Here is a 12,672-nt window from a genome sequence, read left to right as displayed (position 1 = left end):
CCTCGAGCAGCCACCTCTACCTCACCTCAAACACCGCCGACTCCAGCGGGCCGAAGTCCAGATCGATTTCTGCACCAGCTTCGGTCACCCGAAGCATTGTCTTCTTTTTTCCAAACATCACTTCGCTGATCTCCCGATCACCCACTGACAGATCCCAGATGTCAAGGATTTCCTGAGAAAGCTTTAGCGCCGTTTGAAGCCCCTCATGCTCCGAAAAGTTGCAAATGACGATCAGCTTTTGGCTTTCATCCCATCGGGCAAAAGCAAATGCTTTGTCGCCATACGCCGGATTTTGAAGACGGTTGACGTTGTGAAGTTCTTGATAGTGTCCCGTCAGTGCAGGAGCTTTCAGGGTAAAATTCAGGACTTCTGAATAGTAGTTTCGCAGCGCTTTTTCATTGGCAGAAAGTTGCCCTCCGTCGAATTTCCCACCATTCATCCATCTCTGATGCTGCGGCACGCCAATATAGTCAAAGATGGAAGTTCGGTTGGGGTGTCCAAAACCCGCCATTTCCGCTGCAGGTTCGCCGACTTCCTGACCGAAATAGATCATCGTCGGCGATGTCGATACCGTGGCCGAAAGGACCATCGCGGGCATGGCTTTCCAGGGATTTATAGCAAACTCCGGGCTGGCGATCCGGACTTCGTCATGATTCTCCAGAAAATGCAGCATGTGACGCTCGATATCTTTAGAAAACTCTAGCACGATGAGCAAAAGATCTGTGGAGCCATGACCTTGGATGAGCTGCTTCAGTGTGTCATATAGCCCGACTTTGTCGTAGAGATAATCCATCTTGCCCTTTTGGATGTAGTCTTTATAAAGACTGGGATTGTAGACTTCGGCCATGAGGAACGCATCCGGCCTGATCATTTTGATGTGGGAATTCAGATAAGACCAAAACTCGACCGGAACCATCTCGGCCATGTCATAGCGAAATCCGTCCACGCCTTTTTCGAGCCAAAATCGGGTGATATCCCTGAATTTTACCCAAGAGTTGGGAACTTCCTTTCCCTGCCAAAATTCGTAATGTGAGCTGCATTCCAAGAATTCTGCTCCGGAAGGCAGCTCCTCAAAATCCTTTTTTCCCTCAGGGCTGATCCCGTAATTGATCTTGGCAGTTTCGTACCAGTCGTCGAAATCCGGCTGTGCCAATCGGGAACCGTTTCCAGTCCATTTAGCCGGAAATTCTTCGAATTTTTTATCTGTAAACAAGTGGATTTCCCCTCCCAGAGTGGTATAGCCGCGCTTGGGTTCTGGTAACTGAAATGTCGCGCCAGTCACGTAGTAGAAGTTATTGTCCTTTTTGTAATCAACAGAGACGTCGTCATCCGCCCCAAAATCCCGAACGCCAGCGGGATTGTTTCGCCCTTCGTAGTAGCGGGACACATGGTTTGGGACAATGTCGATGATGACCTTCATCCCATGCTGATGTGTCCGCTCGATTAGCGCTTCAAATTCTTCCAAGCGCTGGGTCACATCGACTGCCAAATCAGGGTTGACTTGGTAATAGTCACGGATCGCGTAGGGCGAACCGGCGCGGCCTTTGATCACGTCGGGATGGTCTGAAGTCAGCCCAATCTCCGGAAACTCCCCGATCACTCCGTGATGCAGTACGCCGGTGTACCAGATGTGCGTGATCCCGAGCTTTCGGATCTCCTCCAGCGCCAGATCTGTGAAGTCATTGAACTTTCCGACGCCGTTTTCGGCTTTGGTTCCCCAAGGTTTGTTGGTCGTGTTTTTATTGCCAAAGAGTCTGGTGAAGACGTGGTAGATGTTGCTCTTTTGGGGCTTCATTGCTGATGGGTTTGGAAGGTTTGCCGCATCAAAAGGTATGCGGCTAAAAAGCTACTTCATCAGGTTATCGGGTCAATCGGTAGAGCAAAATAGTATTTCTTTTGATCAAATCAGGGTATTGCTTCATATTGATGGTCTCACCCGGCGCATGAGCACCGCTTCCCGAAGCCCCCAACCCGTCGAGGCAATCCATAAATTCCGCCACGAAAGAGATGTCTCCCGCGCCCCGGCTACCCGGGTCGCCCGGCTTCACTTCGCCCAACCCCATGTCGAGGCTGACTTGGTTCAGGATTTTTGCCAACGCATAATTTCCCTCGCTGGGTTCCATGGAAGGCAAGCCGTCCTTGAAGGTGATTTCCGCATTGGTTTGATTGAGGTGCTTGCTGACGATTTCACGCATCTTGACACGTGCGGCTTCCTTTTGAGCTTCTCCCAGAAAGCGCAAATCGCCGGTGACCAAGGCTTCCCGCGCGACGATGTTCGTCTTGCCGAGTGCTTCACCTCTTCCTGTAATCGCATCGTAGCTGATGTCCGATCCTCCGATGATTTGCCCTGGATTGAAAGTCAAGTATTGCTCCCCAGCTAGCGTTTCCTGAAATTGAGTGAGGATTCTGGCCGCTTCGTAGATCGCTCCATAGCCCACCGACTCCCGGAAAACGCCACTCGAATGGCTTTGATTTCCGCTGGTCTTCAGCGTCCAAGTGCTGGCTCCTCTTCTCGCCACGGTTACAGTGCTAAAACCCTGGGCCGTCTCATACGCAAGTGCAATCTCATGCTGTCTGGCTCGAGCGATAAAGTCCTTTCTTGAAATCGTGACATTCCCGGAGCTTTCCTCATCTCCTGGGAAATACACCGTGATCGTTCGGTCGTCGAGCAATCCCAGTTCGTGCATCGCCCTCAGACTGGCCAAAATCAGCACATTCCCACCTTTCATATCGTTGGCTCCCTGACCCGTGGCAATGCTGTCGTTCAGATAGGTGAAAGGTGAAAACGGCATGTCCTTTTCAAAGACCGTATCCAGATGTCCGATCAGGAAAAGCTTTTTGCCTTTGGTCCCTTTTCGGGTTGCTATGAAATGGCCTGCCCGGTTGACTTCAGCTGGTAGTTCCAACCATTCGGTCTCGAAGCCGATCTTTTGAAACTCCCGCTCAAACACCCTTCCCACTTCGCGGACGCCCTCTTTGTTGAGCGAGCCGGAGTTCATGTTGATGGTTTCCTCCAGCAGAGCAAGCGTCTCTTGGTAGTTTTTATCGATCAATTCGGCGAGTTGCTGCTCTTCTTTCGTCAGGTTTTGCTGCGCAAAGGAGAAGACAGGAATCAGGCAAAAGGCTAGAAGCTGGAAGGTCTTTTTCATCCTTGGAAAATAGATGAAAAATCGAGGGATGGCAAATAGCAGACTTGTAAGAAGTGCTGTGAAGAAAATTCAGAACGAGAAAGGGGTGAGCTCAAGTCTTCTCAATAGGTCTATTGTAATCCTCGTAGTTTTTTTCTGACTTTTAAAATCAACCCAAATGCTGTTAAAGTGTCGCGTTGCCGGCAAAGATTGCTCGATTATGCTTTCCTGATGAAGATTTGGATATGGGATGAAACAAATGAGCTACCATTTGTTTCGATTCGTTGCCTAGGTCGTTTTGAAGTTTTGCCTAAATTATGCCCTCAAATAAACTCAAACCATGGCCAATTTTAATATTGATGCTGACAAGAATCTGAACTATGACGCGATCGTCATCGGCTCAGGCATCAGCGGAGGCTGGGCGGCAAAAGAACTTTGCGAAGCCGGACTCAAAACTCTCGTCCTCGAGCGGGGCAGGATCGTGGAGCATGTGGTGGATTATCCCACGATGACCTACGATCCCTGGGAAGTGGAGCTGCGCGGCAGCCTCACACCCGAGCAAAAAGCCCGTCACCCCCAAGGTGGGCGATCCGGTTTTATCGGGTCGATGAACGAGCACTTTCACGCCAACGATGTCGAAAATCCCTACACCGAGGTCAAGCCTTTTCTGTGGGTTCGTGCCCACCAGATGGGGGGACGCTCGCTCCTATGGGGCAAGCAAACCTACCGCTGGTCGGATCTGGACTTTGAAGCCAATGCCAAAGACGGACACGGCGTCGATTGGCCAATTCGGTACAAGGATCTGGAGCCTTGGTACACGCATGTGGAGAAATACGCCGGAATCAGCGGGGAGGCCTTGGGCTTGCCACAGTTGCCAGACTCGCACTTTTTACCTCCGATGGAGCTGAACTGTGTCGAAAAGCACGTGAAGGAACGTATCGAGAAAGAATTCAAAGGTAGAAATATGATCATCGGCCGGGTGGCGCATTTGACGCAACCGCACAACGGACGGGGTCAGTGTCAGTCCAGAAACCGATGCGATCGGGGCTGTCCTTACGGGGCGTATTTCAGCTCCAACGCGGTGACTTTGCCTGCGGCAAATGCGACCGGAAATCTCACCATCCGACCTTTCTCGATTGTGCAGTCGGTCGTATACGACGAGCAAAAAGGCAAAGCCAGCGGCGTGCGGATCATCGACGCGGAGACTGGAGAGGATATCGTGTACAAGGCAAAGATCATCTTCGTCAACGCTTCAACGCTCAGCACGACACAGATTCTGATGAACTCGACTTCCGGCCGGTTTGAAAATGGTCTCGGAAATGACTCGGGAGAACTCGGTCACAACCTGATGGATCATACCTACCGAATCGGCGCAATGGGAACTGTCGAGGGTTTTGAAGACCAATACTATAAAGGTCGAAGACCAAATGGGATCTACATTCCCCGCTATGTTAACCTGAAGGACGGGCCACAAAGCGACAAGTTTGTTCGCGGATATGGCTTCCAAGGCGGTGGCGGCAGATCGGGATGGGGCGCTGGCGGCAATCAGGAGGATTTTGGAGGAAGCTTCAAAGACGGACTGATGAAGCCGGGAAGCTGGGAATTCTTCATCACCGGCTTTGCGGAGTGTCTTCCGTACCATCAAAACCAAGTCTCGCTCAACAAAGAAGTTCTCGACAAATGGGGTCAACCTACACTCAGCATCGATGCCGAATGGGGAGCCAATGAACTCGAGCTCAACAAGCAGATCAAGATCGACGCAAAGGAAATGCTCGATCGGGCTGGACTGAAAGACGTCATGGACTTTGACAACCAGCACGAAATGGGCTACGGCATCCACGAGATGGGCACGGCCCGCATGGGAAAAGATCCCAAAACCTCGGTGCTCAACGCAAACAATCAGGTGCATGGCTGCGAAAATGTATTCGTGACCGACGGCGCCTGCATGACCTCTTCCTCCTGCGTGAATCCATCGCTGACCTACATGGCCTTGACCGCCAGAGCAGCCAATCACGCTATTTCTGAACTTAAAAAGCAAAATCTCTAAGCCATGAACAGACGGGATGCACTCAAAAAATCCGCATTGGCCATTGGCGCCGCTGCCGGAGTACCGACTTTGCTGAGTTTGCTTCAAGCTTGCAGCAAGCAAGATCGACTGACCTGGACGCCTCTTTTCCTCAGCGAGGATCAGGCTGTCTTCATGTCCTCTTTCGTGGATTTTCTCCTGCCAAAGACAGAAACTCCCGGAGGCTTGGACGTGAAGTCCGATATATTCATCGACCTGATGTATGCCAAAGCCTATGATGAAGCAGGACAGAAAAATGTCGTCGCGGAGATCGAGAAGTTCAATGCAGACTGCAAGGCCACTTATGGAAGCGTCTTTGCGGAGCTGAGCGAAGAGGACAAAGCCGCTTGCTTCAAAGCTCACGAGGCCAGTTCTCCGAAGTTTCCCAAGAATGTCTGGGGAACGGCCGTCGGCCCCAGCGAACCTGTTGGCTTCTACCGTGGATTGAAGTCGACCGTGCTTTGGTCCTACTTCAGCTCCGAGGAAATCGGCAAAAACGTCCTGAGCTATGATCCGATCCCCGGACCATTCCAAGGCTGTATTCCACTTTCGGAAGTGGGAAACACCTGGAGTTTGTAAGGATTTTCACTGACCGAAGACCTTTTCAAAGCCTCTTGCGACTGGATTGCAAGAGGCTTTCGGTTTCTTGAAGTGTAGAAAAATTTCCACATAAAAGTGTTACGATTTTTCCCCATACCCAGTCTTGAATGCCGGGATTTGAGGTTTTTAATTTGGCACCATATTGCTTCAGTAACGTGAAATTGTAGAGTGGCTCGATGAAAAAGGCGTTGATAATTGATGATGAGGTGGACCTGTGTAAGCTGCTTTCATTGCAACTGAAATCTCTGGGGATTCCCAATGAGTACGTAAACACGATTCGGGAGGCAAAAGAGAAATTTAGAGAAAACCAGTATGAAATAATTTTTCTGGATCTCAACCTGACTGATGGCAGTGGGTTTGAGATGCTCCAATTCATGAATGGATTTCCCAAACGTCAAAAAGTAATCGTGATCAGTGCCTACGACAACGAGCAAAAGAAGGTCCTCGAAAGCGGCGCTGATTTCTTTCTCCCCAAACCGTTCACCAAGAAAAAAGTAGCGCAAATCGTCGACTCCATTTATCTTTAACTAATTACACCCCACCCCATGAGCAACCAAATATTAGTGATTGACGACGACCAGGATCTTTGTAGGGTTCTTTCGAATTTTTTGAAAAAGTCAAACTATGAAGTCGATGTCGCCCACAAGGCAGCCGAAGGACTTGAACTCCTCAGATCCAAAAGCTACGATCTGATACTCTGTGACTATAGACTTCCCGATATGACGGGCGTGGAGGCTTTGCAGAAGATCAAAGTCCTCAGCCCTGACGCTGCTGTGATCATCATCACCGGATACAGCGATGTACATACTGCTGTGCAGACCTTCCGCTATGGAGCCAATGACTATGTGACCAAACCGCTCTATCCGGATGAGTTGCTGGTGACGGTGAAAGAGACCATCCAAAAAAATCAGGAGAAAAACCAGATAAAATCCGGCCAACCCGCGGGAAAGCCTAGCTCGGGAGAAACTGCTTCAGAGCCAGTTTCAAAGTTTGTAGCTGGGACGAGCGAAGGATCCAAGTCTGTCCAACAGTACGTGGATCTCATCGGGCCAACAGATATGTCCGTACTGATAATGGGAGAGACCGGAACGGGAAAAGAATACGTCTCCAATTCCATTCACAACAAGAGTAACCGCGCCGGAAAACCTTTCATTGCCATTGACTGTGGGGCTTTGCCCAAAGAGTTGGCTGGCAGTGAGCTGTTTGGTCACATGAAGGGCTCTTTTACCGGGGCGATTGCCGATAAGCCGGGGAGTTTCGAGCTGGCAAATGGCGGGACGATCTTTCTCGACGAAATCGGAAACCTGAGCTATGAAAATCAGGTCAAGCTACTCCGCGTGATCCAAGAGCGAAAAATCCGTCGAATAGGCGGGCAAAAGGACGTCAGCGTGGATATCCGCATCATTGCGGCAACCAATGAGAATCTGACCGATGCGATCAAAGATGGTCGGTTTCGGGAGGATTTATACCATCGAATCAATGAGTTCAAGATCAGTCTGCTGCCGCTGCGCGAGCGAAAAGAAGATATCTTGACATTTTCGCAGCACTTTCTGCAATTGGCCAATCAATCGCTGAAAAAGTCCGTGAAGGGATTTTCTGATGAAGTGACGCATCATTTTCTCAACTATCAATGGTACGGAAATCTTCGTGAGCTAAATAATGTCGTCAAGCGGGCCGTGCTGCTGACGCAAGGCGACCTCGTGCAGACCAACGCCCTGCCGGACGAAATCTCGCGGCCGAGAAGCTTTGCCTCACCCGAAAACACCCAGGCGGCAGAGGAAAGTCATACGCTTCGATCAGCCTCCGGTGAAGCTGAAAAGCAAGCCATCCTCAACGCCCTCGAAGCCAGTCGATACAACAAATCCAAAGCGGCGGACTTGCTGCGGATTGACCGAAAAACCCTGTACAATAAGCTGAAGCTGTATAATATTCAGGACTATTGAAAGGTCCTCGCGATCTTCCGAATAGTGCCAGTATTCTGAATGAACCCCATTTTCCATGAATCTTCAAAGACTGCGAATTATCTTTTCCTTGGTCATGGGGCTGCTGATCTTGCTTTGTATCTGGACGTATTGGAATCTCAGCAACTACATTGAGACCGTTGGTACCGTCCGACAGGTAAACTTCACCATCCAGACTACCACGCAAGTACTGTCGACGATCAAAGATGCTGAGACTGGTCATCGTGGTTATCTGCTGACCCAAGACGAAAGCTATCTCGAGCCGTTTTATCACGCCGACGTTTCCATCAATACGGAATTAGTCAAGCTGGACAGCGTATCTGAATACGTCCCCGAAATCAGGGACGATGTGGATCATCTGGACAGCCTGGTGCATGCCCAGCTGAATACCATTGATAAAATTCTCGAGGCAAACAACTGGAAAAACTCTCCGCTGGAGGCAGGGGAGATTCTGCTTTTGCAACAGGGGAAAAAAAACATGGATGAAATCCGCCTGGTAAGTGACCGAATTATCCAGGCTGCGAGAAAATTGTTCTTGGTAGCAATAGAGGATGAAGGCGGCTTCAAGACGGTCACACCGATCAACTTGTTGGTGATCGCCCTGATTGCCTTTGGGGGGATTTTGCTCCTGTTTACCCGCGCCGTGATGCTGCTGGATGAGCGGGACAAAAAGTCCAAAATCCTGGAGATGGCCGTTCAGAATCTGGAGATGGAAACTCAAAAAAGAGTGCACACCGGCAATCTCCTGCGCAACGTCCTGGATAATTCACGGGACGGGATCATGGCATTCACCGCGGTGAGAGACAATGAAAATCTGGTCACGGATTTTGATTTCATTCTCGCCAATGAGGCCTCTGCCAAGATGACCCATCAAAGCCAGGATCAGCTGATTAAGATGAGACTTTCCGATATATTTTCGGAGAATCAATCGCAGTTTTTGTCCGAATACACCCGGGTAGTCGAGACGGGCGTGGATTTCAGAAGGGAGGCGGAGGTTCACTTGAATGGTCAGATGACTTGGTTCAAGATCTTGGCTGTGAAATTTAACGATGGCATGTTGGTGACACTGTCAGATATCTCCAGTGAGAAGGAAACCGAGCACCAGCTAAGGAACTATACGCAAGAGTTGAAACGTTCCAACGAAGACTTGGAGCAATTTGCCTACGTAGCGTCACACGACTTGCAGGAGCCGCTTCGCAAAATCCGGTCCTTTGGAGATCGGCTGATCACCAAATATCACGACAAACTCGACGATACCGGCAAGGACTACATCGAACGGATGCAGGTGGCGTCGGGAAGGATGCAAAACCTGATCGAGGACCTGTTGGCGTTTTCAAGAATCACACGCAGCAGTGAGCTTCCTGGAAAAGTCGACTTGAAAAAGGTCTTTGGGGAGATCTGCGATGATCTTTCAGATCAGATTTCTAGGGAAAATGCCACGTTTGAATTTGCAAAAATACCGGCGGTGCTTGGGGTAAAGGCCCAGATCCAGCGGCTTTTTCAGAACCTCATCAGTAATGCGATCAAGTTTCGAAAAGAGAATGAAAATCCCCACATCACCATTACCGGAGAGAAGTTGACGGCATTGGAAGTGACCAGCCAATTTGCCTTCACTCCCCGTTACAAAAACTACGTGAAAATAACCGTCTCGGACAACGGAATCGGGTTTGATGAGAAGTACGCCGAGCAGATCTTTAATGTGTTTCAACGACTGCATGGGAAGAACGAATTCGAAGGCACAGGCATAGGTTTGGCCATTTGCAAGAAGATTGTGACCCATCATGGAGGGCTTATTACCGCCAGAAGCAATGAGGGAATCGGCTCTGAATTTATTGTTATATTACCTGCGAGTAACTAATATCTATCATGTCCTTAGCTCTTATGAATAAACTAAATAACAAGGCCATGATCCTCATGGCCGACGATGATCCAGATGATCAGATCCTCCTGCAAGAAGCGCTAAAGGAGAATAATATCCCCAATTCCGTCTGTTTTGTCGAAAATGGAGAAGAGTTGCTCGACTTTCTACACAAGAGAGGGAAATTCGAAGGAGTAGAGTTCTCTCCCGGTTTGATCCTTTTGGATCTGAATATGCCAAAGATGGACGGACGTCAGGCATTGAAACTACTCAAAGCTGACCCGCTTTTAAAGAAAATACCGATTGTGGTCCTGACGACCTCCCGGGCAGATTCCGATATCTTGGAATGCTACGATCTTGGCGTCAATTCATTTATCAGCAAGCCGGTGAATTTTGCGGAGCTGGTGGACGTCACCCGCGAAATCAGTAACTATTGGCTGGGCACCGTTACCCTGCCCGAATCCAAGTAAAGATGATAGTAGAGGAAATCAAGATCCTTCTGATTGAAGATGACGAGGATGATGCTTTCTTAGTAAGAGAGTACCTGTCCGACGTCAAGAATTTTGTCTGTGTTCTGGATTGGGAGCCCAATCCAGAGCGAGGCAAAAAGAAGATTTTGGAAGGCGGGTACGACTTGTTTTTGATCGACTTTTATCTGGGCAAATCGACGGGGCTTTCCATCATAGATTTTATCCAGAAAAATCAAATCCTCACACCGGCCATCTTGCTGACTGGACGGAGCGACGCACAGATAGATGTGGATGCCAGCATGGCAGGGGCTTTTGACTATCTGATCAAAGGCGACTTGCGCCCTGATATCCTCGAGCGATCGATTCGATATTCGATCAAGCAAGGGCGGATCATCCGCGAGTTGGATGAGAAGGAGAAAAAGTATCGATCATTGTTTGAACGGTCGCTGGACTGCATTTTTCTAGCCAACTATGATTTTAAAATGTTGGAGCTCAACGATTCCTTTCTGAGATTTTTTGGATACAGGGAGTTTGAAAAAGCAAAACTTCATCTCAAAGACATCTTTGTAAACCCGGAGGATTTTGAGTACTGCACGGAGCAACTGACCGCCACCGGGGCGGTGAAGGACTTCGAGGTGCTGCTGTTGACCAGCGATAAAGAGACGAAAACTTGCCTTTTTAACTGTGTGTTCATCCCGGATCAAGCCGATGATTTCTGTTGCTATCAGGGAATCATCCGGGATTTGACTATCTGGAAAAAAGCCGAGCTGGACTTGATGGTAGCGGAGAAGCTATCCATGACCGGGAAGCTTGCCCGCACGATCGCCCACGAGATCCGCAATCCGCTGACCAATCTCAACCTTGCCCTGGACAATCTCAAAGAGGAAGTTCCGGGGCCAGACGAGCAGTTTACGCTCTATACCGATATCATCCAGCGGAGCTCCAATAGGATCGAAACATTGATCGGAGATCTGCTGAATTCTTCCAAGCCCAAAGAGCTGAGACTTGAGCTGAGTTCACTGCACGAGATTCTGGATGATATATTGGAATTGGTCAGAGACAGAGCGAAGCTTAAGGGAATCCGGATCAAAGAAGAGCTCGAGGAAGAATTGCCACGAATTTTTGTGGATCGGGAGAAGCTGTCGATTGCCTTGGTTAATATTTTACTAAACGGCGTCGAAGCGATCGAACACGACCAAGGGCAACTCACCGTCAAAGCCGAGATCCGGGGCAGTTCCATCTTTGTTTCGATCGAAGACAATGGTCAGGGAATCGAAAAAGAAGACCTCAAAAAGATCTTTGACCCGTTCTATACCAGCAAAGCAGAAGGAACCGGGCTTGGGCTCACCTCAACGCTTAACATCCTGTCCAGCCACAACGCCAGCATGCAAGTCACCAGCAAAGTGGGAATAGGTACGGTATTCGAAGTGGAATTCCCACTGCCGGAATATTAAAAAAGGCCGCCGTTAATTGCTAACGGCGGCCTTTTTTTTCAGATGTTGAGTTATTTTCCAAAGACTCTCGCTCCGAAAATCAAGGTCAGGAGAAACAGCACGATGAAAATCATGAATAATACTTTTGCGATGGATGCTGCACCCGCAGCAATTCCACCAAATCCGAATATTGCCGCAATAATGGCAACAATGAAGAATCCTAAGGCCCAACGTAACATAGTTTTTTGATTTTAGTGAATACAATTTTCACTGCCTATTGAAAATTAAATGCCAAGCCGCAAAACAGGCTTCAAACGCTGCATACCGCTTTGATCAGCCCTAGATGTGTGGACCCCATTCCCCAGAGGCGAAGCTATTTCCCCACGTTCGTGGATTCGAAACCTGATTTTCTATCAATTGAAGTGGTTTTTCCCCTTGGCATTGTCATTGGAAGATGTGGAGCATAATCAATTGTTTTACTAAACCACAATGAAATGAAAACCGACGCAAAATTGATGATCAAAGGATCTTGGAATGAGGCAAAAGGCAAACTCAAGCAGAAATATGCTGACCTAACAGACGACGACCTTCTTTACGAAGAAGGCAAGGAAGATGAGCTTCTGGGCAGACTTCAGCGAAAGCTGGGTAAGTCGATTGATGACGTCAAAGACGAGATCAATAGCTTGTAATCTTCCAATTTGAACTTTACAACTAACCAAACATTGATATGAAAACGAAATCAATTGCAATTCTGGCCTTCGTGGCATTGGGCTTCACGGCCATGTCATGTGGAGAAAACAGGGCAGAGAAACAAGACCAAGAACTCATGGAGGCGAATAACGACTTCGAGAAGGAGCGTGACGAACTTCGTGCAGAACTGAGAGAAATGGACGCCGAGATAGATCGGAAAATAGCTGAACTAAATGCCAAGAAAGAAAAAGCTGACGCGGAGACCAAGATAGAAATCGACAAGATGGAAGCAGAGCTACACCGCGACAAAACTCAGGTAGGTGAGGCTATAGATGATCTCGAACGCGCTACCCAAAATACGTGGAACGATGTGAAAAGAGCCACGAATAACACCGCCGACGACATTGAGAAAGGCTGGAAGGAATTCAAGTCTGACGTCAATGACGCCTTTGACAAGGATAATTAAT

General features: G+C 48.9%; 12 protein-coding genes. 9 read left to right on the top strand and 3 right to left on the bottom strand.

Annotation, left to right across the window (positions count from 1 at the left end; translation table 11 throughout):
- Positions 1 to 16: 16 nt before the first annotated feature.
- Together G459_RS0103020 and G459_RS0103015 are read right to left on the bottom strand one after the other, a co-directional pair.
- Positions 17 to 1,795: an alpha-amylase family glycosyl hydrolase gene (locus G459_RS0103020; protein ID WP_026966314.1), complete on the bottom strand. Its 1,779-nt coding sequence runs from the start codon at positions 1,793 to 1,795 to the stop codon at positions 17 to 19.
- Between the two features lie 64 nt (positions 1,796 to 1,859).
- Positions 1,860 to 3,149 (bottom strand): M20/M25/M40 family metallo-hydrolase, encoded by a 1,290-nt coding sequence (locus tag G459_RS0103015; protein ID WP_026966313.1) that lies wholly within the window; start codon positions 3,147 to 3,149, stop codon positions 1,860 to 1,862.
- A 319-nt stretch (positions 3,150 to 3,468) separates the two neighbouring features.
- On the opposite strand from G459_RS0103015, the gene G459_RS0103010 reads away from it, so the two are divergent.
- The 7 genes from G459_RS0103010 to G459_RS0102980 all read left to right on the top strand — a co-directional run bounded on the left by G459_RS0103010 (position 3,469) and on the right by G459_RS0102980 (position 11,536).
- Positions 3,469 to 5,175, top strand: a complete 1,707-nt coding sequence (locus G459_RS0103010) for a GMC oxidoreductase (RefSeq protein ID WP_026966312.1) — start codon at positions 3,469 to 3,471, stop codon at positions 5,173 to 5,175.
- 3 nt (positions 5,176 to 5,178) lie between these two features.
- A complete protein-coding gene (locus G459_RS0103005; RefSeq protein WP_026966311.1) occupies positions 5,179 to 5,772 on the top strand; it encodes a gluconate 2-dehydrogenase subunit 3 family protein in 594 nt (197 codons plus the stop codon).
- Positions 5,773 to 5,969: 197 nt separating this feature from the next.
- Positions 5,970 to 6,320 carry a response regulator transcription factor gene (locus G459_RS0103000; RefSeq protein WP_026966310.1) on the top strand — a complete coding sequence of 117 codons (351 nt, stop codon included), beginning with the start codon at positions 5,970 to 5,972 and terminating at the stop codon, positions 6,318 to 6,320.
- An 18-nt stretch (positions 6,321 to 6,338) separates the two neighbouring features.
- Complete coding sequence (locus G459_RS0102995) at positions 6,339 to 7,736, top strand: sigma-54-dependent transcriptional regulator (RefSeq protein ID WP_035455062.1); 1,398 nt, start codon at positions 6,339 to 6,341, stop codon at positions 7,734 to 7,736.
- Positions 7,737 to 7,791: 55 nt separating this feature from the next.
- Entirely contained in the window at positions 7,792 to 9,612 is a 1,821-nt protein-coding gene (locus G459_RS28785) for a sensor histidine kinase (protein WP_051315048.1), read from the top strand.
- 23 nt (positions 9,613 to 9,635) lie between these two features.
- Complete coding sequence (locus G459_RS0102985; RefSeq protein ID WP_026966308.1) at positions 9,636 to 10,082, top strand: response regulator; 447 nt, start codon at positions 9,636 to 9,638, stop codon at positions 10,080 to 10,082.
- Between the two features lie 2 nt (positions 10,083 to 10,084).
- Complete coding sequence (locus G459_RS0102980) at positions 10,085 to 11,536, top strand: ATP-binding response regulator (protein WP_035455061.1); 1,452 nt, start codon at positions 10,085 to 10,087, stop codon at positions 11,534 to 11,536.
- Between the two features lie 50 nt (positions 11,537 to 11,586).
- Here G459_RS0102980 and G459_RS29360 read toward each other — a convergent pair whose 3' ends face one another.
- Positions 11,587 to 11,754, bottom strand: coding sequence for a DUF1328 family protein (locus G459_RS29360; RefSeq protein WP_084454328.1), 168 nt, complete (start codon positions 11,752 to 11,754; stop codon positions 11,587 to 11,589).
- Positions 11,755 to 12,009: 255 nt separating this feature from the next.
- Between G459_RS29360 and G459_RS0102970 the strand changes: the two genes are divergently transcribed.
- A complete protein-coding gene (locus G459_RS0102970; RefSeq protein ID WP_026966305.1) occupies positions 12,010 to 12,204 on the top strand; it encodes a CsbD family protein in 195 nt (64 codons plus the stop codon).
- A 38-nt stretch (positions 12,205 to 12,242) separates the two neighbouring features.
- The gene (locus G459_RS0102965) at positions 12,243 to 12,671 is read left to right on the top strand and encodes a sll1863 family stress response protein (RefSeq protein WP_026966304.1); all 429 of its coding nucleotides are present in this window, start codon (positions 12,243 to 12,245) and stop codon (positions 12,669 to 12,671) included.
- Position 12,672 lies beyond the last annotated feature (1 nt).

The organism is Algoriphagus terrigena DSM 22685, assembly GCF_000429445.1.
GTDB lineage: Bacteria > Bacteroidota > Bacteroidia > Cytophagales > Cyclobacteriaceae > Algoriphagus > Algoriphagus terrigena.
The sequence above is the reverse complement of the archived record's forward strand: the minus strand, read 5'-3'. Positions and strand labels throughout refer to the sequence as shown.

What these genes read in the sequence shown, in the direction of transcription:
- G459_RS0103015 (WP_026966313.1), bottom strand. Translation starts at nt 3,149, where the DNA reads ATGAAAAAGACCTTCCAGCTTCTAGCCTTTTGCCTGATTCCTGTCTTC.
- G459_RS0102985 (WP_026966308.1), top strand. Translation starts at nt 9,636, where the DNA reads ATGAATAAACTAAATAACAAGGCCATGATCCTCATGGCCGACGATGAT.
- G459_RS0103000 (WP_026966310.1), top strand. Translation starts at nt 5,970, where the DNA reads ATGAAAAAGGCGTTGATAATTGATGATGAGGTGGACCTGTGTAAGCTG.
- G459_RS0102970 (WP_026966305.1), top strand. Translation starts at nt 12,010, where the DNA reads ATGAAAACCGACGCAAAATTGATGATCAAAGGATCTTGGAATGAGGCA.
- G459_RS29360 (WP_084454328.1), bottom strand. Translation starts at nt 11,754, where the DNA reads ATGTTACGTTGGGCCTTAGGATTCTTCATTGTTGCCATTATTGCGGCA.
- G459_RS0103005 (WP_026966311.1), top strand. Translation starts at nt 5,179, where the DNA reads ATGAACAGACGGGATGCACTCAAAAAATCCGCATTGGCCATTGGCGCC.
- G459_RS0102965 (WP_026966304.1), top strand. Translation starts at nt 12,243, where the DNA reads ATGAAAACGAAATCAATTGCAATTCTGGCCTTCGTGGCATTGGGCTTC.
- G459_RS0103010 (WP_026966312.1), top strand. Translation starts at nt 3,469, where the DNA reads ATGGCCAATTTTAATATTGATGCTGACAAGAATCTGAACTATGACGCG.
- G459_RS28785 (WP_051315048.1), top strand. Translation starts at nt 7,792, where the DNA reads ATGAATCTTCAAAGACTGCGAATTATCTTTTCCTTGGTCATGGGGCTG.
- G459_RS0102980 (WP_035455061.1), top strand. Translation starts at nt 10,085, where the DNA reads ATGATAGTAGAGGAAATCAAGATCCTTCTGATTGAAGATGACGAGGAT.
- G459_RS0102995 (WP_035455062.1), top strand. Translation starts at nt 6,339, where the DNA reads ATGAGCAACCAAATATTAGTGATTGACGACGACCAGGATCTTTGTAGG.
- G459_RS0103020 (WP_026966314.1), bottom strand. Translation starts at nt 1,795, where the DNA reads ATGAAGCCCCAAAAGAGCAACATCTACCACGTCTTCACCAGACTCTTT.